Origin of the sequence: Microbacterium sp. NPDC077184 (genome assembly GCF_040687055.1) — a bacterium.
Classification (GTDB): domain Bacteria; phylum Actinomycetota; class Actinomycetes; order Actinomycetales; family Microbacteriaceae; genus Microbacterium.
The window spans coordinates 184,107-205,361 of record NZ_JBFBMM010000003.1 but is presented as its reverse complement, the minus strand read 5'-3'; the positions used below and the strand labels follow the sequence as shown (position 1 = coordinate 205,361).

The following is a 21,255-nucleotide window of genomic DNA, read 5'->3' as shown; positions in this document are numbered from 1 at the left end:
GCGCGGCACCCGGCCGAGCGACGCGCGGCACGCGCGACGAAGGCGTGGCGCACGCGCGAAGTTATCCACAGGGGGTCCGGCACCGCGTGCCGATGCGTCTAGGATCGCGTCTCATGCGCCCGTGCGCCGGTGGTTTTACCTGTTGGACACACGAGCGTAAGAATCCGTGCGTTTCGCGAGCCTACGTTCACACAATCGCGCTGATTCAGCCGTCATCGAAACCTGTGTTCTGACACCGAGGAGATCCATGTCCGTCCCACCCCGCTCCGGGAGGCGATCGCTCCTCGCGACCGTCGTCGCCGCAGCCCTCGCCGCCGCCGGCACGCTTGCGCCGCTGCCGGCCGTAGCCGCCGAGGGCTCCCGCGTCCTCATCAACGAGGTGTACTTCAAGGGAGGCAGCGCCAACGCCGCCTTCTCGAGCAAGTTCATCGAGCTCTACAACGACAGCGACGTGGCCCAGAGCCTCGACGGCTGGTCGGTGCAGTACCGGCCCGCGGATCGCGCCGACGGAACCGCACCGTCCAGCGTCGTCGCGCTCTCCGGTGAGATCGCCGCGAACGACTACTTCCTGATCGGGTTCGCGGGCAACGGTGCGAACGGCGCGGCGCTGCCGACGCCGGACCTCTCGATCTCGCTGAACCCCTCGGGCACGAACGGCGTGATCTGGCTGGCGTCGACCACGACCGGGCTCGGCCTGCCGACCGGCGACATCGCCGCCGCAGAGAACGTCGTGGACCTCCTCGGCTACGGCACCGGGAACACCTTCGAGGGCGCCGCCGCCCCCGTCACGGGAAACAACTCTGTTCCCAACTCCCTCGCCCGGACCGGCTTCGTCGACACCGGTGACAACGCCGCGGACTTCAGCCACCCGGCCACGATCACGCCCCAGGCCTCGGCATCCGTCACCCCCGACCCGGAGCCCACCCCGGATCCGACCGGCGACCCCGAGCCCACCGGAGAGCCCACGCCCACCGGTGAGCCGACGGAGCCCGGAACGCCCGTGCTGACCCCGATCCGCGAGATCCAGGGCACCGGCGCCGCGAGCCCCCTCGTCGGCTCGACCGTCACCACGCGCGGTGTCGTCACCGCCGCCTACACCACCGGCGGCTACAACGGCTTCACCATCCAGACCCCCGGCACCGGCGGCCCGCTCGACCTGTCGACGCACACCGCTTCCGAGGGCATCTACGTCTACTCCTCCGCCGCGACGGCGAAGGTGTCGATCGGTGACCACGTCGAGGTCACCGGTCCGGTCGTGGAATTCAACGGCCTGACCGAGATCTCCCCCGCCTCCGCCGCCGGCGTCACGGTGCTCGACGAGCCTGCGGAGCCGGTCCGTCCGGCCGAGGTCGTCTGGCCCGGAACGGATGCCGAGCGCGAGACGCTCGAGTCGATGCTCCTGGCCCCGCAGGGCGACTACACCGTCAGCGACGTCTACTCGACGAACTACTACGGATCCATCGGCCTCGCCTCGGGCACCACGCCCCTGCTGACCCCGACCGAGGTCGCCGCGCCCCGCTCGGCCGAGTACGACGCCGCAGTCGCCGCCAACGCCGCCCGCGCGGTCACGCTCGACGACGGTGCCTCGATCAACTTCAGCAGCAACGCCAACACGTCGGTGCCGCTGACCTACCTCTCCACCACGGACCCGGTGCGCGTGGGTGCGGCCGTCACCTTCACCGCTCCGGTGGTGCTGGACTTCCGCAACAAGCTGTGGAACTTCCAGCCCACGCAGCACCTGACGGCGGAGAACGCCGCCGACGTGCAGCCGGTGACGTTCGAGAACACCCGCACCGCGGCCCCCGCCGAGGTGGGTGGCGACATCCGCATCGCCGGGTTCAACGTGCTGAACTACTTCACCACCACCGGTGCCGACGCGGTCGCCGCCGGCGCGAGCTGCTCGTTCTACAACGACCGTGAGGGCAACCCCATCACGGTCAACGGTTGCAGCAACGGCCCCGCCCCGCGCGGTGCCGCCGACGACGCGAACCTCGAACGTCAGCAGGCCAAGATCGTCGCCGCGATCAACGGCCTCGACGCCGACGTGGTCTCGCTCGAGGAGATCGAGAACTCCCTCATCTCCGGCACCGACCGCGACGTCGCGGTGTCCACCCTGGTGGACGCCCTCAACGCCGCGCTCGGCGACGATGTGTGGGACTTCGCGCCGTCCCCGGCATCCGTTCCGGCCGGTGAAGACGTGATCCGCACGGCGTTCATCTACAAGAAGGATGTCGTCGAGCTCGTCGGAGCCTCGGCCATCGACGACGACACGGCGTTCTCGAACGCCCGCTACCCGCTCGCTCAGGCCTTCGCGCCGGTCGACGGCGGCGAGGACGACGTCTTCGTCGCGGTCGTCAACCACTTCAAGTCGAAGGGATCGGGCTCGGGAGCCGACGCCGACCAGGGCGACGGGCAGGGCGCCTCCAACGCCTCGCGCGTGGCCCAGGCCGAAGCGCTGGTGGACTTCGCCGAGGAGCTGAAGGTCGACGTCGACACCGACTACGTCTTCCTCGTCGGCGACTTCAACTCGTACACCCAGGAAGACCCGATGCAGGTCTTCTACGAGGCCGGCTACGTCAACCAGGGGGCGGAGAAGACCGACAAGTACACCTACTCGTTCTCCGGCCAGAGCGGCTCGCTCGACCACATCCTGGCCTCCCCGGCCGCGGATGCGCTCGTCACGGGTGTCGACATCTGGAACATCAACGCGGCGGAATCGATCGCGCTGGAGTACAGCCGGTTCAACTACAACGTCACGAACCTCTACGACGCCTCGCCCTACCGCTCTTCCGACCACGACCCGGTCGTCGTCGGCCTCGCCTTCCCCGAAGACGAGGAGCCGGGAACGGTCGACCTCAACCTGCTGAACATCAACGACTTCCACGGTCGTATCGACGGCAACACGGTGAAGTTCGCCGCGACCATCGAGCAGCTGCGCGCGGAGTACGGCGATGAGAGCACGCTGTTCCTCTCCGCCGGCGACAACATCGGCGCCTCGGTGTTCGCGTCGGCCAGTGCGGACGACGTTCCGACGCTGGACGTGCTGAACGCGCTGGAGATGGCCGCCTCGGCGGTCGGCAACCACGAGTTCGACCGGGGTCTGGACGACCTCACCGGCCGGGTCGCGGACGTCGCGGACTTCCCCTACCTCGGCGCGAACGTCTACGCCAAGGGCACGCAGGAGCCGGTGCTCGACGAGTACGCGCTGTTCGAGGTGGACGGCCTGACCGTCGCCGTGATCGGCACCGTCACCGAAGAGACCGAGACGCTGGTCTCCCCCGGCGGCATCGAGACGATCGACTTCGGCGACCCCGTCGAGGCGGTCAACCGCGTCGCCGCCGAGCTGGAGGGCATCGCCGACGTCATCATCGCCGAGTACCACGAGGGCGCCGGCGACGGCGTCGTCGAGGGCGCGACGCTCGAGCAGGAGGTCGCCGCCGGCGGCGCCTTCGCGAGCATCGTGACCGAGACCTCCCCCGCGGTCGACGTGATCTTCACCGGTCACACCCACAAGCAGTACGTGTGGGACGGCCCGGTGCCCGGCACCGACACCACCCGCCCGATCGTGCAGACCGGCAACTACGGTGAGCGCATCGGCCAGGTCGTGCTCGAGCTCGACGCGACGGACGGCGCGGTGATCTCGTACGAGGCCCGTAACGTCTCGCGCATCGGCGGCGAGAACGCTCCGACCGACGCGGAGCTCGCAGCGCAGTACCCTCGCGTGGCGGAGGTGTCGACGATCGTCGCGGACGCCCTGGCAGCGGCCGCGGTCATCGGGAACGAGCCGATCGGCTCGGTCACCTCCGACATCACGACGGCGTTCACGGGCGGCAGCTACGTTGACGGCGTCTACACCGGTGGTACCCGCGATGACCGCGCAAGCGAGTCGACCTTGGGCAACCTCGTGGCCGAGTCGCTGGTGTCGAGCCTGTCCTCGCCGGAGCGCGGCGGTGCCGAGATCGGGATCGTCAACCCCGGCGGTCTGCGGGCGGAGCTGTTCTACGCGCCCGACGGAGTGATCACCTACGCCGAGGCCAACGCGGTCCTGCCGTTCGTGAACAACCTGTGGACGACCACCCTCACGGGCGCGCAGTTCGTCGCGGTCCTGGAGGAGCAGTGGCAGCCGGAAGGCTCGTCGCGGTCCTACCTGCAGCTCGGGCTGTCGTCGAACGTGGCCTACACCTTCGACGCGGCGGCACCGCGCGGCGAGCGGATCACCGGCGTCTGGATCGACGGCGAGCCGATCGATCCGGCGGGCGAGTACCGCATCGGCTCGTTCAGCTTCCTCCTGCAGGGTGGCGACAACTTCGGCACCTTCCTCGACGGAACCGACACCCGCGACTCGGGCCTGATCGACCGCGACGCGTGGATCGACTACCTCACCGAGAACTCGCCGGTCACGCCGGACTACTCCTCCCGGGGTGTGTCGGTGACGGAGGTGCCGGCATCCGCCGAGCGTCTCACCGAGATCTCGTTCCAGGTGTCGGGTCTCGATCTGACGTCGCTCGGGAGCCCCGCCAACACCACGCTCGTCCCGAGCATCGAGGGCAGCGCGGCGACGTTCGCACCGGTTGCGGTGACGAACGGTGCGGCGACGGTGACGATGACCATCCCGCTGGATGCCCCCGCGGCGACCACGGTGGTGCTCACGGCGCCCGACAGCGGAACCGAGGTGCGCCTGTCGCTCGCGGTCCGCGACATCCTCGAGCCGGTCGACCCGGAGGAGCCCGGCGAGCCCGGAACCGAGCCGCCGGCGACCACGCCGACTGCTCCCGGTGTCGAGGAGCTGACCCCGGCGCTCCAGGGCCCGAGCGCCGGCATCTCCGGCGAGATCGTCCCCGGAGGCACCATCTCCGTGCTGGTGGGCGAGCAGTACGCCGGCCAGTGGGTCACCGCGTGGCTGTACTCGACGCCGCAGCAGCTCGGCGGCTGGCACCTCGTGCAGGCGGACGGCACCATCTCGGTGACGCTGCCGACCGACGTGTCGGGTCAGCACCGTCTGGTGATCCTGGATGCCGAGGGTGACGTCCTGGTCTGGTACGACCTCGACATCCCCGCCGCGGGTGGACAGCCCGCGACCGGCGGACAGAACGGCGGCCTGGCCGTCACGGGTGGCGACCCCGGCGACCTCACAGGTCTGTGGCTGGCCGTCATGCTGATGATCGGGGCGGGAGCCGCCCTCCGCATCGGCAGCATCCGACGCCAGCGGGCCTAGCCCTCACGACGAAGCGCCGGCGGATTCCGATCCGCCGGCGCTTCGTCGTTCCCGCCCCCGCCCCGCCCCCGGCCCGCCCTGCCCGGATCACCTGGCCCGGCTCCCGGCCCGGTCCCGGCCCGAACTCCTCAAAACCGGCCCCTAAGCCGCCCGAACCGGCCCCACAGGCCCCCAGCACCGCGGATCGGAGGAGTTAGGCCCGCGGGGCGGGCCGAACTCCGGGCGGGAACGACGAAAGGCCCCGGCGAAAGCCGGGGCCTTTCGGGACGTGCCTCAGGTCAGTTGTAGGTGCCCGGGGTGAAGTCGTCCGTGGAGAAGCTGTCGAAGTCGACATAGCTCAGGTCGGCGTCGCTGTACGCGCCGTCCGAGGCGAAGATGCGGTTGGGGTACCGCTCGCTCTTGGCCTCCTCCGTCGCCTCGACCGTGACGTTGCGGTACTTCGCAAGTCCGGTTCCGGCGGGGATGAGCTTTCCGATGATGACGTTCTCCTTGAGGCCGACCAGGGGGTCGCTCTTGCCCTCCATCGCGGCCTGGGTGAGCACGCGGGTCGTCTCCTGGAAGGAGGCGGCCGACAGCCACGACTCCGTCGCGAGCGACGCCTTGGTGATACCCATCAGCTCCGGACGACCCGACGCCGGGCGCTTGCCCTCGCCGACGGACTCGCGGTTGATCTGCTGGTAGCGCTTGAAGTCCACCAGCTCACCCGGGAGCAGCGTCGTGTCGCCGTGGTCGACCACGGTGACCTTCCGCAGCATCTGGCGCACGATGACCTCGATGTGCTTGTCGTGGATCGGCACACCCTGCGAGCGGTAGACGCCCTGCACGCCGCCGACGAGGTACTTCTGCACCTCGCGGGCACCCATGACACGCATGACCTCCTTGGGGTCGAGCGTGCCGACCTGGAGCGGCTGACCGACCGTGACGTGCTGGCCGTCCTCGACCAGCAGCGTCGCGCGCTTGAGCACGGGGTAGACGTGCGGCTCGTCGCCGTTGTCGGGCGTGAGGATGACCTTCTTGCTCTTGTCGGTCTCGTCGATCGAGATGCGGCCGTCGGCCTCCGCGATCGGCGATGCACCCTTGGGGGTACGCGCCTCGAACAGCTCCTGCACACGGGGAAGACCCTGCGTGATGTCATCCGCGGATGCCGAACCACCGGTGTGGAAGGTACGCATCGTCAGCTGGGTACCGGGCTCACCGATCGACTGGGCCGCGATGATGCCGACGGCCTCCCCGATGTCGACGATCTTGCCGGTGGCCAGCGAACGGCCGTAGCACTTCGCGCAGACGCCGACGGCCGAGTCGCAGGTGAGGACCGAGCGCACCTTGATGCTCTCGACACCCGACTCCACCAGACGGTTGATCAGCACGTCGCCGACGTCGTCACCGGCTTCGGCGACGACCTCGCCCGCGGGGTTGACGACATCCGCCGACAGGGTCCGCGCGAACACCGAGTTCTCGACGTTGGCGTCCTTGATGAGCTCGCCGTCGGCACCGGGCGCCGCGATCGGCAGCTCGAGGCCCTTGGTCGTGCCGCAGTCCTCCTCGCGGATGATGACATCCTGCGAGACGTCCACCAGACGACGGGTCAGGTAGCCCGAGTCGGCGGTACGGAGGGCGGTGTCGGCCAGACCCTTACGGGCACCGTGGGTGGCGATGAAGTACTCCGCGACCGACAGACCCTCGCGGTACGAGGAGATGATCGGGCGGGGGATGATCTCACCCTTGGGGTTGTTCACCAGGCCTCGCATACCGGCGATGTTCCGGATCTGCAGCCAGTTACCACGCGCACCGGAGGACACCATGCGGTTGATGGTGTTGTCCTCGGGGAAGTTGGCGCGCATCGCCTTCTGGACCTCGTCGGTGGCGGCGGTCCAGATCTTGATGAGCTCCTGACGACGCTCGGCGTCGGTGGTGAGACCCTTCTCGAACTGGCCCTGGACCTTCGCGGCCTGCTTCTCGTAGCCCGCGACGATCTCCGCCTTGTTCGGCGGGGTGAGGATGTCGCTCAGCGCCACCGTGACACCCGAACGGGTGGCCCAGTAGAAGCCGGCGTCCTTGATGCGGTCCAGCGTCGCCGCGACCTCGACCTTGGGGTACTCCTCGGCCAGCTTGTTGACGATCTGGCTGAGCTTGCCCTTGTCGGCCTGCTCGCGGACGAAGGGGTAGCCCTTCGGCAGCGCGTCGTTGAAGATCGCCTGACCGAGCGAGGCGTCCAGGAGACCGTGGCGCTCGTAGCCCTCGGGGGCGTCACCCTCGAGGAAGGTGAGACCCGGGACGCGGATGCGGACCTTGGCCTGCAGGTCGAGGGTGCCCTCGTCCTTCGCCAGGATCGCCTCCGAGACCGAACCGAACACGCGGCCCTCACCGACAGCACCCTCCTTGACCGTGGTCAGGTGGTGCAGGCCGATGATCATGTCCTGCGAGGGCAGGGTCACCGGGCGGCCGTCGGACGGCTTCAGGATGTTGTTCGAGGCGAGCATCAGGATGCGCGCCTCGGCCTGGGCCTCGACGGACAGCGGCAGGTGGACGGCCATCTGGTCACCGTCGAAGTCGGCGTTGAACGCCGCGCAGACGAGCGGGTGGAGCTGGATGGCCTTGCCCTCGACGAGCTGCGGCTCGAACGCCTGGATGCCGAGGCGGTGGAGCGTGGGCGCACGGTTCAGCAGAACCGGACGCTCGCGGATGATCTCCTCGAGCACGTCCCAGACCTCGGGGCGCGTGCGCTCGACGGCGCGCTTGGCGGCCTTGATGTTCTGCGAGTGACCGAGGTCGATCAGGCGCTTGATGACGAACGGCTTGAAGAGCTCGAGCGCCATCTGCTTGGGCAGACCGCACTGGTGCAGCTTCAGCTGGGGACCGACGACGATGACCGAACGGCCCGAGTAGTCCACGCGCTTTCCGAGCAGGTTCTGGCGGAAGCGACCCTGCTTTCCCTTGAGCATGTCGCTCAGGGACTTGAGGGCCCGGTTGCCGGTACCGGTGACGGGGCGACCGCGGCGGCCGTTGTCGAACAGCGCGTCGACGGCCTCCTGCAGCATCCGCTTCTCGTTGTTGACGATGATCTCGGGGGCGCCGAGGTCGATCAGACGACGAAGTCGGTTGTTGCGGTTGATCACGCGACGGTAGAGGTCGTTCAGGTCGCTGGTGGCGAAGCGGCCACCGTCCAGCTGCACCATCGGGCGCAGCTCCGGCGGGATGACCGGGACGACGTCCAGGACCATGGATGCCGGACTCATGCCGGTCTGCAGGAACGAGTTGACGACCTTCAGGCGCTTGATCGCGCGGATCTTGCGCTGACCCTTGCCCTCGGAGATCTGCAGGTGGAGGCTGTCGGCCTCGGCCTGCAGGTCGAACGTCTCCAGGCGACGCTTGATCGACTCCGCGCCCATGTGGGCCTCGAAGTACTGACCGAAGCGGTCCTGCAGCTCGTGGAAGATCTCATCCTCGCCCTTGAGCGAGCCGACCTCGAGCGTGCGGAATTCCTCCCACACGCGCTCGAGACGGGCGACCTGGTCGTCCGCGTTCTTGCGGATCGACGTCATCTCCTTCTCGGCGGCGTCCTTGACCTTCTTCTTCTGGTCGGCCTTGGCGCCCTCCGCCTCCAGGGCGGCGAGCTCGTCCTCCAGCTTCTGCAGGCGCGCGGCGACGCGGGCGTCGCGGCGGTCGGCGAGGGTCTTCAGCTCCAGACGGATGTTGTTCTCCTGCGTGGCGAGGTCGCGGTGACGCGCATCCTCGTCGACGGAGATGACCATGTACGCCGCGAAGTAGATGACCTTCTCGAGGTCCTTCGGCGCCATGTCCAGCAGGTACCCGAGGCGCGAGGGCACGCCCTTGAAGTACCAGATGTGGGTGACGGGCGCGGCGAGCTCGATGTGGCCCATGCGCTCGCGACGGACGGAGCTCTTGGTGACCTCCACGCCGCAGCGCTCGCAGACGATGCCCTTGAAGCGGACGCGCTTGTACTTGCCGCAGGCGCACTCCCAGTCGCGGGAGGGTCCGAAGATCTGCTCGCCGAAGAGGCCGTCCTTCTCCGGCTTCAGCGTGCGGTAGTTGATGGTCTCGGGCTTCTTGACCTCGCCGAAGGACCAACGACGGATGTCGTCAGCGGTGGCCAGGCCGATGCGAAGCTGATCGAAAGTAGTTGATTCGAGCACTAGTTCTCAGTTCTCCTGTGAAGAATTCTGTTTCGGACCCGGCGGCTTAGATCTCGTCGATCGACGAGGACTCGAAGCGGCTGGAGATGTTGATGCCGAGCTCTTCCGCAGCGCGGAACGCGTCGTCATCCGTGTCACGGAGGTTGACCGCGGTGCCGTCGGCCGAGAGGACCTCGACGTTCAGGCAGAGCGACTGCATCTCCTTCATGAGGACCTTGAACGACTCGGGGATGCCCGGCTCCTGGATGTTCTCGCCCTTGACGATCGCCTCGTAGACCTTCACGCGGCCGAGGATGTCGTCGGACTTGATCGTCAGGAGCTCCTGGAGGGCGTACGCGGCACCGTATGCCTCGAGCGCCCACACCTCCATCTCACCGAAGCGCTGTCCACCGAACTGCGCCTTACCACCGAGCGGCTGCTGGGTGATCATCGAGTAGGGACCCGTGGAGCGCGCGTGGATCTTGTCATCGACGAGGTGGTGGAGCTTCAGGATGTACATGTAGCCGACCGAGATGGGCGCCGGGAACGGCTCGCCGGAGCGGCCGTCGAACAGCAGCGTCTTGCCCGAGCGGTCGATGAGGCGCTCACCGTCGCGCGTGGGGAGCGTCGAGTCGAGCAGACCCGCGATCTCGTCCTCGTACGCACCGTCGAACACCGGGGTGGCGACCTTGGTGCCCGGCGCCGCCTCGCGGGCGACCTCGGGGAGGTTGGCAGCCCACTCGGGGGTGCCCTCGACCTTCCAGCCCTGCTGGGCGATCCAGCCGAGGTGCAGCTCGAGGACCTGGCCGAAGTTCATTCGACCCGGGATGCCGAGCGGGTTCAGGATGACCTGGACCGGGGTGCCGTCCGCGAGGAACGGCATGTCCTCGACGGGCAGGATCTTGGCGATGACACCCTTGTTGCCGTGGCGTCCGGCGAGCTTGTCGCCCTCGGTGATCTTGCGCTTCTGGGCGATGTAGACCACGACGCGGCGGTTGACGCCCGAGCCCAGCTCGTCGTCGCCGTCCTCGGCGTTGAACTCCTTGACCGCGATGATCGTGCCCTGCTCACCGTGGGGCACCTTCAGCGACGTGTCGCGGACCTCGCGGCTCTTCTCGTTGAAGATCGCGCGGAGCAGGCGCTCCTCGGCCGAGAGCTCGGTCTCGCCCTTCGGGGTGACCTTGCCGACGAGGATGTCGCCGGGACGCACCTCGGCGCCGATGCGGATGATGCCGCGCTCGTCGAGGTCCTTCAGCAGGTCGGGGCTGACGTTGGGGAGGTCACGGGTGATCTCCTCCTTGCCGAGCTTGGTGTCGCGGGCGTCGACCTCGTACTCCTCGATGTGGATCGAGGAGAGCGTGTCGTCCTTCACCAGGTCCTGGCTGAGGATGATCGCGTCTTCGAAGTTGTGACCCTCCCACGTCATGAACGCCACGAGGAGGTTCTTGCCGAGCGCGAGCTCGCCGTTCTCCGTGGCGGGGCCGTCGGCGATGACCTCGCCGGCCTCGACGCGCTCGCCGGCGGAGACGACGACGCGCTGGTTGTAGGACGTGCCCTGGTTGGAACGGTCGAACTTGCGGAGGAAGTACTCCTGCGTGCCGCCCTCGTCGAGCTGGATGGTGACGACGTCGGCCGAGACCTCCAGGACGACACCGGCCTTGTCGGCGGTGACCACGTCACCGGCGTCGATGGCCGCGTAGCCCTCCATACCGGTTCCGACCACGGGCGACTCGCTGCGCAGGAGCGGAACGGCCTGACGCTGCATGTTCGCACCCATGAGGGCGCGGTTGGCGTCGTCGTGCTCGAGGAACGGGATGAGCGAGGTCGCCACCGACACCATCTGGCGCGGCGAGACGTCCATGTAGCCGATCTCCTCGGCGGGGATGAGGTCCACCTCGCCGCCGATCTTGCGGGCGAGGACGCGGGTCTCCTGGAAGTGGCCGTCGGCCTTCAGGGGCGCGTTGGCCTGGGCGACGATGAAGTCGGCCTCTTCGCTGGCGGTCAGGTAGTCGATCTGGTCGGTGACCCGGCCGTCGACGACCTTGCGGTACGGCGTCTCGATGAACCCGAACGCGTTGATGCGCGCGAAGGACGCGAGCGAGCCGATCAGACCGATGTTCGGGCCTTCCGGGGTCTCGATCGGGCACATGCGGCCGTAGTGCGAGGGGTGGACGTCACGGACCTCGACGCCCGCGCGCTCACGCGACAGACCACCGGGGCCGAGGGCCGAGAGGCGACGCTTGTGGGTCAGGCCCGCGAGCGGGTTGTTCTGATCCATGAACTGCGACAGCTGCGAGGTGCCGAAGAACTCCTTGATCGCCGCCACGACGGGACGGACGTTGATCAGGGTCTGCGGGGTGATCGCCTCGATGTCCTGCGTGGTCATGCGCTCGCGGACGACGCGCTCCATGCGGGACAGACCGGTGCGGACCTGGTTCTGGATGAGCTCGCCGACGGCGCGGATGCGGCGGTTGCCGAAGTTGTCGATGTCGTCGACGTCCAGGCGGATCTCGGCGGGCTTGCCGGCGCGGGTGCCGTCGAACGTCGTGTCACCGCGGTGCAGACGCACGAGGTACTTGATCGTCGCGACGATGTCCTCGACGGTCAGCACCGAGTCGGACAGCGGGCCGGTGAGGCCGAGCTTCTGGTTGATCTTGTAGCGACCGACCTTCGCGAGGTCGTAGCGCTTGGCGTTGAAGTAGAAGTTGTCCAGCAGCGCGCGGGCGGCCTCGGCGGCGACCTGCTCGCCCGGACGGAGCTTGCGGTAGATGTCGCGGAGCGCGTCTTCCTTGCTCAGGATGGTGTCCTTGGACAGCGTCTCCTCGATGGAGTCGAAGCCGGCGAACTCGGCGAGGATGTCGTCGCTCGTCAGGCCCAGGGCCTTGAGGAACACGGTGACGGACTGCTTGCGCTTGCGGTCGATGCGCACGCCGACCTGGTCGCGCTTGTCGATCTCGAACTCGAGCCACGCGCCGCGGCTGGGGATGATGCGCGCCGAGACGATGTCCTTGTCGGAGGTCTTGTCGGGCGTCTTGTCGAAGTAGACACCGGGGGAGCGGACGAGCTGGGAGACGACGACACGCTCGGTGCCGTTGATGATGAAGGTTCCCTTGTCGGTCTGGAGCGGGAAGTCGCCCATGAAGACCGTCTGCGTCTTGATCTCACCGGTCTGGTGGTTCATGAACTCGGCCTCGACGTAGAGCGGGGCGGCGTAGGTCTTGCCGCGCTCCTTGCACTCCTCGATGGAGTACTTCTCGGGCTCGAGGTAGGGGTTCGTGAACGAGAGCTGCATGGTCTCGCTCAGGTCCTCGATCGGGGAGATCTCCTCGAAGATCTCCTCCAGTCCGCTGATCTCGGGGACATCGGTGCGGCCGGCGGCCTTCGCCTCTTCGACGCGAGCCTTCCAGGACTCGTTGCCGACGAGCCAGTCGAAGGACTCGGTCTGCAGCGCGAGGAGGTCGGGGACCGTCAACGTGTCGGAGATCTTGGCGAACGAGAGGCGGGAAGCTCCGCGTCCGTTCTTGAGGGTGGTGGCAGGGGTGGATGCGTTGGGCGCAGCAACCAAGGGGATTACCTCCGTGGGCCCGAGAGGGCTCGTTTCCTTGTCGTCAGGTGGAGTGCTCGATCATTCCCCGAAAACCCGCGCGTCACGCCGTACCGCGAGGCACGGGCACGCAGGCACCGCCGACCACCATATGAGGGCAGGGAGAATCCAAGAGCGCAAAGACCCACTATACGTCGCGCGACGCGCCATGTCCAGCAGGATCCTTGAAATCGGTCGGATGCTGCGGTATAACTCCGCGCGCGCCGACGGTCATCCCCCTCGCGCGTGGCGGAGGCGCACCCGGGTCCCCGGCCGCGCCTGGCCCAGCGCGTCGAGCCCGGCATCCGTCGCCACGGCGATGACGGGGTACCCGCCCGTGACCGGCCCGTCGCGTCCGAGCACCACCACGTGGCCTCCGGGCGGGACCTGCAGGGCACCGGGGACCATCGGCTCGCTCGGCAGCTCCCCGGTGACGGCGCGCGCGAGGTCGGGCCCGACGAGACGGATGCCGACGCGGTCGGTGTCGGCGGTGACGGTGAACACGTCCGCGAAGAGGGCCTCCCGCGCCGCCGCGGTGAACCAGTCCGCCCGGGGTCCGGGATGGACTTCGACGACGAGGTCGTCGCCGGCGCGCGCGTCGAACGGCATCACCTCGGCGACCGGGATGGGCGACTCCGGCTCGGCGCCGACCGCCAGCTCGTCGCCGTCGGCGAGCGCGGCGGGCCCGAGACCGGAGAGGGTGTCGGTGGCGGAGGAGCCCAGGACGGGCGGCACCGCGATGCCGCCGCGGACGGCGAGGTAGGCCCGCACCCCGGCGGTGAGCGGCGCGATCTCGAGGGTCGTCCCCGCGGGCCAGGCGTGCGCGGCGGCGGGGTCGCACGCGTGCCCGTCGATCGAGAGCGCGCGTCCGGCGCCGGTGACCGCCACCCAGACGTCGCGCGCGGCGACGGCGCGGAAGCCGCCGAGGGTCACCTCCACGCCCGCCGCGTCCGGGGGATTGCCGACGAGACGGTTCGCCAGGCGCAGCGCGCCCCGGTCGGCGGCCCCGGACACCGAGACGCCGATGCTCGCGCGGCCGGGCCGCCCGGCATCCTGGACCGTGGAGAGGATGCCGGCGCGGGTGACGCGGATGCCCGGGTGGGCCGCCGAGCCCCGCGGAACCGATGCGCCGGCCGCCTGCACGACGGGCAGCGCCTCGACCTCGCGGAATCGCACCCGCCGCCCCGGCGCGAGGAGGGCGGGCGGGTCCGCGAACGGGTCGAAGAGCGCGGCGGAGGTCCGCGCGATCAGCCGCCAGCCGCCCGGCGTCGCCCGCGGGTAGGCGCCGGTGAAGCCCGCTGCGAGGCCGACCGCTCCGGCCGGCACGCGGGTGCGCGGGGTGTCCAGGCGCGGGACGTCGAACGGCCAGTCCGGACTCTCGAGGTAGCCGAAGCCCGGCGCGAACCCGGTGAAGGCGACCCGCCATCGCGCATCGCGGTGACGGGCGACGAGCGCCTCGGTGCTCAGCCCGAGCAGCCGCGCCGTTTCGCCGAGGTCGTCGCCGTCGTACACGACCTCCAGGTCGACCGCCGGGGCATCGCTTCCCTGCTCGGGTGGGACGACGGATGCCGCGGCCGAGCGCGCCCACCGCGCGGCGTGGGCGAGCGGCAGGACGCGCGGATCGACCTGGACGAGCAGGGTCCGCGCCGCCGGGACGAGGTCGAGCACACCGTCCGGCGGCGTCGTCCGGAGCCGCGCGAGGAGCTCCCCCACGCGGTCGGGCGCGACGTCGAGGAGCACGGCGGCCTCGCCCATCGGACGGGCGGCGAGGAGGATGCCGGCATCCGTTCCGGCGGTCTCGGACGGGGTCGCGCCGCTCACCACGGCGCCCGCACGCTCACCCCGGCCGCGTCGAGGGCCGCCCGCACGGCGCGCGCCATCGCGAGGGCGGCGGGCGAATCGCCGTGGAGGCACAGCGACACGGCGCCGGTCTCGAGGACGCCGCCGTCGACGGCGATCACCGTGCCCTCCTGCGCGAGCCGGACGGCGCGCGCGGCGACCTCGGCCGGATCGTGCAGCACCGCGCCCGGCTCGCCGCGTGCGACGAGCGCGCCGTCGGGGCGGTAGGCGCGGTCGAGGAACGCCTCGGCGAGGAACGGCAGGCCGTGCGCGGCGGCGGCGTCGGACACCGCACCCGGCAGGCCGAGGAGCGGCAGCGCCCGCCCGATGCGCTCGGCGCGTTCCACGACGGCACGGGCCAGGGCGCCCGCCTGCGCGGGGTCGGCGCGCACGGCGTGGTAGAGCGCGCCGTGCGGCTTGACGTAGCGGAGGTCGGCGCCGGCGGCGAGGAGCGCGTCCAGCTGCGACCCGATGCTGCGCTCGAGCTCGTCGGCCGGGACCCGGAGGGCCACGCGACCGAAGTTCTCCGGATCGGCGTACGACGGGTGGGCCCCGACGGCGACCCCGAACCGGGTGGCGCGCTCGACGGAGGCGCGCATCGATGCGGCGTCGCCCGCATGCCCGCCGCACGCGACGCTGGCGCTGGAGACGACGGCGAACAGCGCGTCGTCGTCGGCGGTGGGCACCCCCGCGATCGTCTCGCCGAGGTCGGCGTTCAGGTCGATGACGGCCATGCGTCCACGGTATCCCCGCGGCCGGTCGGCGGTGCCGACTACCGTGGAGCCCATGGGACGCACGCGGGAGCAGCCGACGCCGTCGCGGCGTCTCGGCGACGGCACGCTCGCGCGGGTGATCCCCTCGGCCTACGCCGGCGGCTTCGAGCTCGACGTCGACGGCACCCCGCAGTCCCACGTCGACCTCGACGACCCCACCCACCTGCACTTCGAATACGTCGCGCGCATGGGGGCGGTCATCGACCAGCTCCGGATGCCGGGGCAGCCGCTCACCGCGGTGCACCTGGGCGCGGGGGCGCTGACCCTCCCGCGGTACGTCGAGGCGACCCGGCCGGGCTCGCGCCAGCAGGTCATCGAGCTGGAGGCCGAGCTCTGGGACCTCGTGCGCGAGGAGCTGCCGCTCCCCCGCGGCGCCTCGGTGCGCGTGCGGATCGGCGACGCCCGGGCGGGCCTCGCCCGCCTCCCCGCGAGCCTGCGGGGGCAGGCCGATCTGGTCGTCTCCGACGTCTACTCCGGCGCGCAGACCCCCGCGCACCTCACCACCGTCGAGTTCTACCGGGAGGCCGCCGGGCTCCTCGCCCCCGACGGCGTCCTGCTGGTCAACGTCGCCGACGGGGCGGGCCTGGAGTTCGCCCGCGGCCAGGTGGCGACGATCGCGCACGTGCTCGACCACGTCATCGTCCTCGCCGAGGTGCAGGTGCTGAAGGGCCGGCGCTTCGGCAACCTCGTGGTCGCGGCATCCGCTCGGCCGCTCCCGACCGCCTGGCTCCCGCGCCTGCTCGCGGCGGGACCGCACCCCGCGAAGATCGCCGAGGGGGCCGAAGTCGCGGAATTCGCCCGGGCCGGCCGCATCGCCACGGACGCCTCGGCGACGGCGTCGCCCAAGCCCTCGTCGTCGCTCTTCGAGCGGTGACCCGGCGTGGCACGACCGGCGTTCGACGACCGGCGTTGCACACTGGTGAGGGCCGATCGAACGGGAGGAGTGCATCGTGAGCTACATCCAGGGATACGACCCCGAGACCCTCCGTGAGATCGTCGACCCGCGCCACTGCAGCGAGCGTCTCGAGGAGATCGGGGAGCAGCGGAGCCTTCCGGCGCTGCTCGAGCGCGTGTGGCTGCTGAAGGTGCTCGGCCGGCCCGAGGACGCCCTGTCGATCTCGGACCAGTCGGTCCGCGTCGCCCGTATGGCCGGCACCCGGAAGGACCTGTTGCGCGCCCGGATCCTGCACGCGACCGTGCTGCAGGCGCTCCGCGCGTACGCGGCCGCCGAGCAGGAGCTCACCGCGTGCGCCGACGAGGCCGAGGGCCAGGGCTGGTCGGCGATCGCCGCCTTCGCCTACCAGCACCGCGGCAAGGTCCACTACGACGAGGGCGACTACGACAGCGCCCGTCGCGACTTCAAGAGCGCGCTGTTCTTGCGCCAGGAGTCCGGCGTCCCCGACGACCAGCTGGAGTCGACGCTGCTCGCCATCGACGCCGCCGACCGCCGCCGCGTGGTCGGCGCGGTCGCCGGTTCCGTCGCCAGCTGAGCCCGGTGTCCGAGGCCGGATCTAGCCTTCCTCCATGTCGGAACTGCATCGTGTGCGCGGGTGGGCGCACGCTCTGATCGCCCTCCATCTCGACGAGAGCTGGACGTTCGGGTTCGACAACGCCAAGCGCCGCGCCGGGCTCTGCGACTATCGCGCGCGCCGCATCAGCGTCTCGCGCTACCTCGCCGCCCGCTACAGCGACGACGAGAACCACCAGACCCTCCTGCACGAGGTCGCGCACGCCCTCGCCGGTCCGCAGGCGGGCCACGGACCGCAGTGGAAGAGGGTGGCGCGCGATCTCGGCTACGTCGGGGGCACGACGCACCACGGCGAGACCGCCGTGGAGCTCGCCCCCTGGGTCGGGGTGTGCCCCGCCGGCCACGTCGCGTACCGCCACCGCCGGGCGAGCCGGCCGACCTCCTGCGCGAAGTGCGCGCCGCGCTTCGACCCGGCTCACGCGTTCACGTGGACCCGGCGGGAGATCACCCGCGCAGCACGAGACGCGGCTCTCACTCCCCGCTGATCGCGGCGGCTTAGAAGGTTCCGTCGATCAGGAGCGGTGCGGCGGATGCGGCATCCACCATCGCCGCGGCGAGCGCGTCGTCGCGCGCGCCGTCCGCGATGAGCTGCTGGCCCGATCCGGCGGCCGTCAGCAGGTGCCGGACCGCCGGGCGCAGTCCCTGGAAGGCCGCGCACGCGGCGGCGGCCTCGGGCGAGGTGTGGTCGATGCCGAAGACCGCGAGGGCGTCGATGATCGCTCCGGCGCCGAGTTCGTCCTCGACGGCGAAGCGGATGCCGCCCGCAGGCGTCGCCTCACCGACCGCGATCAGCGACACACTGGTGCGCTCGTTGCGGGCCCTCTGGACGGCGGCCACGGCCTCGGCGACCGCGCGCGCCGTGCGGAGGCTCCCGAGCAGCACCCCCGCGCCGGCGTCGACGGCGGCGCGCACCACGGCCGCGGCATCCGGGAAGCGCTGATCGAGCGCGGCGTGCGCGAGGGCCGATCCGGTCTCGAGCGCGTCGGAGGCCGCGGTGCCGGCGCCGAGGACGTCGACGACGACGACGAGGTCGGCCGGAGCGAGGCGCGACAGCCCGTCCACCCCCCAGTCGAAGCGGACCTGGTAGCGATGCTGATCGAACGAAGACGACACCCCGATACCTTACGATCCCCCTCGCCGCCAGCGGGTCCTCACGATGACGCCGGATGACAGACTGAGCGCATGCGGGTGCTGCTGAAGTTCACCATCGACTGCGATCCGGATGCCGCCTGGCGGGCGCTGCACTCTCCTCGGGCAGTGTCGGAGCTGTACGGACCCATGGTCGACATGGAGCCGATGGCCCCCGAGGGCCTGCCGACGACGTTCTCCCCCGGCGACGACATCCCGGTGCAGCTGACCGCGCTCGGGGCGATCCCGCTCGGCCGACAGCTGATCCACGCCTCGGAGCGCAGCGTCGACGAGCCCGCCGGCCGCGTGCGGATCTTCCGCGACAGCGGCATCCCGCTCACGGGTCCCCTCGCGGCGCTGGATGTGTGGGACCACCAGATGGCGGTCTCGCCCGTACCCGGTCGCCCCGATCAGGCCCTGTGGCGCGATCGTCTGGTCATCGGCGGGGCCGCCGCTCCCGCCCTGTGGCCGATGCTCTGGACGGTGTGGCAGTGGCGGGGCGCACGGATCCGCGCCCTCGCCCCGACCTGGGCCCACGACCCGGCATCCGATCGGGCGAGCGACGAGGACTGACCCGCGTTCGCGTGGCGGTCGTGGCCGCCTCCCGACGGGGGACGCGGCCACGAGTGCCACACGAACGCGCGGGGATCAGCGTCCCGCCGGGCTCAGCGTGCTCCGCGCGCCGCGGCGACGGTAGCGACGGATGCCGCGCGGACGCTGCGTCTCGCGCGGCGCCGCCGCCCCACCGTCTTCGCGGAGCGCCTCGACGGGCGTCACGTTCGTGGCCAGCCGCGTCGGGGCGACCGCGGCGAGCAGGGTGAGGACGGCCGTCGCCACCACGATGACCGCCACCGGTCCCCACGGGACCGCGGGGAGGACGAAGGTGGGCGTCGACCACGCCGGCGGCATCGGGATCGCCCCGAACAGCGACTGGGCGGCGACCCAGCCGTAGAGGATGCCGAGCACGAGGCCCGTGACGGTCGCCGTCACCGTCACGTGCGCGGCCTCCAGCAGCACCAGGCGCCGCACCTGACGGTCGGTCACGCCGAGCGCGCGGAGGAGTCCGAGTTCGCGGCGACGCTGCAGGACGCCGAGGGTGAGGAGGTTCACCAGCCCGACGGCGGCGATGACGGCGGCCACCGCGACGAGTCCCATCATGATGCCGCTGAAGGTGTCGAGGAGCGCCGCCAACTCCACAGGTGCGTCCCCCTCGCCCGAGGCGGCGATGACGCTCTTGGTCGTCTCGCCCGCCACGCCGAACATCGTCACGAGCGCCACCCCCATCACGACGCCGATGGTCATGCGGCTGGAGCGCTCGGGGTGGCGGAGGGCGTTCTCGGCCGCAAGCCTCGCCATCGCCGAGCGCCCGAAGAGACGGCCGACGGCGCGGAGGAGCGGCGGCATGAACAGCGTCGAGGTACCGGCGAGCCCGGAGAACGACAGGACGCCGCCGAAGAAGGCCACGACCACACCGAACGGGGTGACGAAGCCGACGAGGATGCCGCCGGCGAGGAGCACGACGCCGCATCCGAGCAGGACGAGCGCCCCGACGGTGCGGGCCCGACTCCCTCGGGCCTCGCGGTAGGGCTGCTCGACCGCACCGCCGAGCGCCTGCAGCGGTGTGACGGTCAGCACCCGGCGAGAACCCGCCCACGCCGCGGCCCACGTCGTCAGCGTCACCGCGAGCGCGGGGAGCACGAGCACCGGCTGCACGACCGGGTAGTCCACCGACGGTACGCCGAGGATCGCCTCGGCCGCGATGATGCCGACAGCGGCGATGCCGATGCCGGCGGCGAGTCCGGTCAGCGCGCCCCAGAGGCCCGCCGACAGACCCTGCCGTCCGATCTCGGAGCGCTGCGAGCGGGCCGAGGCCCCGATCAGGCGGAGGAGCGCGATGCGGCGCGTGCGCCCCGCCACCACGGTGGCGAAGGTGTTGGCCGTCACGATCGCCGCGACATACAGCGCCACCCCGAGGAGGAGCGCCGACAGGATGCCGAGGACGAGGGCCAGCGTGTCGCTCTCGCCGAGATAGGGGTCGGCGCGGAGCACCGCCGCCAGATACCCCGTCGCGCTCAGGAGCACGACACCGAACGCGGTGGAGATCGCCGCGACGAGGATGCTCGCCCCGGTCCCGCGGCTCTCCCGGATGCCGGCGCTCACCGGAGCGCTCCGGCGGAGGCGACGGATGCGGCGGGCGCGGCATCCCTGCGGGGATCCGTCTCCGCCTCGGCGGCGAGCATGTAGGCGGAGATCTGCTCGGCGGTCTGCCGCGGCTTGTCGGCCACGAGGTGCCCGTCGGCGAGGAACAGCACGCGGTCGGCGTGCGCGGCGGCCACCGGGTCGTGGGTGACCATCGCGATCGTCTGGCCGTGCGCACGGCTCGCGTCGGCGAGGAGACGGAGGACCTCCGCGCCGCTGCGGCTGTCGAGGTTCCCGGTCGGCTCGTCGGCGAAGACGAGGTCGGGGCCGGTGGCCAGGGCGCGGGCGATCGCCACGCGCTGCTGCTGCCCGCCGGAGAGCTCGTGCGGACGGTGGTGCAGGCGCGAGGACAGGCCGAGCCGGTCGACGAGGTCGTCGATGCGGCCGCGCTCGAGGGCGCTGGGAGCGCGTCCGTCGAGGTCGAACGGCAACAGGATGTTCCCGAGCGCGGTGAGGGTGGGCACGAGGTTGAAGGACTGGAAGACGAAGCCCACCCGCCGCCGACGGAGGATCGTCAGCTCGAGGTCGCTGAGTCCGGTGATCTCGGTCTCGCCGAGCCACACCTCGCCGCCGGTCGGTGCGTCGAGGCCCGCCATGATGTGCATCAGGGTCGACTTGCCCGACCCGGACGGTCCCATGATCGCGGTGAACTCCCCGCGGCGGATCGCCACGTCCACCCCGTCGAGGGCGCGGACCTCGGCCGATCCGCCGCCGTAGGTCTTCGTCAGTCGGTACACGCGGGCCGCGAGGCTCAGCTCGTTCATCGTCGTTCGCATGCTTCGACGCTACGAATCGGCATCCGTCCGCGGCATCGCTCTCGAGTCGCATCCGTGTACCTCGGAAGGATGATCTCCGCG

12 protein-coding genes are annotated in these 21,255 nt (G+C 70.7%); 5 read left to right on the top strand and 7 right to left on the bottom strand.

The window, feature by feature from the left end; translation table 11 throughout:
- The first annotated feature begins 247 nt into the window (after positions 1 to 247).
- The gene (locus AB0O93_RS07995) at positions 248 to 5,215 is read left to right on the top strand and encodes an ExeM/NucH family extracellular endonuclease (RefSeq protein ID WP_363342219.1); all 4,968 of its coding nucleotides are present in this window, start codon (positions 248 to 250) and stop codon (positions 5,213 to 5,215) included.
- A 278-nt stretch (positions 5,216 to 5,493) separates the two neighbouring features.
- Here the strand turns inward: AB0O93_RS07995 and rpoC are convergent, their stop codons facing one another.
- The 4 genes from rpoC to AB0O93_RS07975 form a co-directional block, all read right to left on the bottom strand.
- Positions 5,494 to 9,369, bottom strand: a complete 3,876-nt coding sequence (gene rpoC / locus AB0O93_RS07990) for a DNA-directed RNA polymerase subunit beta' (protein ID WP_363342217.1) — start codon at positions 9,367 to 9,369, stop codon at positions 5,494 to 5,496.
- A gap of 46 nt (positions 9,370 to 9,415) precedes the next feature.
- Complete coding sequence (locus tag AB0O93_RS07985; RefSeq protein ID WP_363342215.1) at positions 9,416 to 12,913, bottom strand: DNA-directed RNA polymerase subunit beta; 3,498 nt, start codon at positions 12,911 to 12,913, stop codon at positions 9,416 to 9,418.
- Between the two features lie 249 nt (positions 12,914 to 13,162).
- Positions 13,163 to 14,752: an urea amidolyase family protein gene (locus AB0O93_RS07980; RefSeq protein WP_363342213.1), complete on the bottom strand. Its 1,590-nt coding sequence runs from the start codon at positions 14,750 to 14,752 to the stop codon at positions 13,163 to 13,165.
- Entirely contained in the window at positions 14,749 to 15,504 is a 756-nt protein-coding gene (locus AB0O93_RS07975; RefSeq protein ID WP_363342211.1) for a 5-oxoprolinase subunit PxpA, read from the bottom strand. Before AB0O93_RS07975 ends, AB0O93_RS07980 begins: the two co-directional genes overlap by 4 nt.
- A gap of 52 nt (positions 15,505 to 15,556) precedes the next feature.
- Between AB0O93_RS07975 and AB0O93_RS07970 the strand changes: the two genes are divergently transcribed.
- From AB0O93_RS07970 to AB0O93_RS07960, 3 genes are all read left to right on the top strand, one after another.
- Entirely contained in the window at positions 15,557 to 16,417 is an 861-nt protein-coding gene (locus AB0O93_RS07970; protein ID WP_363342209.1) for a fused MFS/spermidine synthase, read from the top strand.
- Between the two features lie 76 nt (positions 16,418 to 16,493).
- The gene (locus AB0O93_RS07965) at positions 16,494 to 17,033 is read left to right on the top strand and encodes a hypothetical protein (RefSeq protein ID WP_363342207.1); all 540 of its coding nucleotides are present in this window, start codon (positions 16,494 to 16,496) and stop codon (positions 17,031 to 17,033) included.
- 34 nt (positions 17,034 to 17,067) lie between these two features.
- Positions 17,068 to 17,556, top strand: coding sequence for a SprT-like domain-containing protein (locus AB0O93_RS07960; RefSeq protein ID WP_236967944.1), 489 nt, complete (start codon positions 17,068 to 17,070; stop codon positions 17,554 to 17,556).
- A 10-nt stretch (positions 17,557 to 17,566) separates the two neighbouring features.
- On the opposite strand, the gene AB0O93_RS07955 is transcribed toward AB0O93_RS07960, so the two are convergent.
- On the bottom strand, positions 17,567 to 18,184 hold the full coding sequence (locus tag AB0O93_RS07955; RefSeq protein ID WP_363342205.1) for a 2-phosphosulfolactate phosphatase: 618 nt from the start codon (positions 18,182 to 18,184) through the stop codon (positions 17,567 to 17,569).
- Between the two features lie 69 nt (positions 18,185 to 18,253).
- On the opposite strand from AB0O93_RS07955, the gene AB0O93_RS07950 reads away from it, so the two are divergent.
- Positions 18,254 to 18,772 (top strand): hypothetical protein, encoded by a 519-nt coding sequence (locus AB0O93_RS07950; RefSeq protein WP_363342203.1) that lies wholly within the window; start codon positions 18,254 to 18,256, stop codon positions 18,770 to 18,772.
- 75 nt (positions 18,773 to 18,847) lie between these two features.
- Here AB0O93_RS07950 and AB0O93_RS07945 read toward each other — a convergent pair whose 3' ends face one another.
- Both AB0O93_RS07945 and AB0O93_RS07940 read right to left on the bottom strand, forming a co-directional pair.
- Entirely contained in the window at positions 18,848 to 20,359 is a 1,512-nt protein-coding gene (locus tag AB0O93_RS07945; protein ID WP_363342201.1) for an FtsX-like permease family protein, read from the bottom strand.
- Positions 20,356 to 21,174, bottom strand: a complete 819-nt coding sequence (locus AB0O93_RS07940) for an ABC transporter ATP-binding protein (protein WP_363342199.1) — start codon at positions 21,172 to 21,174, stop codon at positions 20,356 to 20,358. Before AB0O93_RS07940 ends, AB0O93_RS07945 begins: the two co-directional genes overlap by 4 nt.
- Positions 21,175 to 21,255 lie beyond the last annotated feature (81 nt).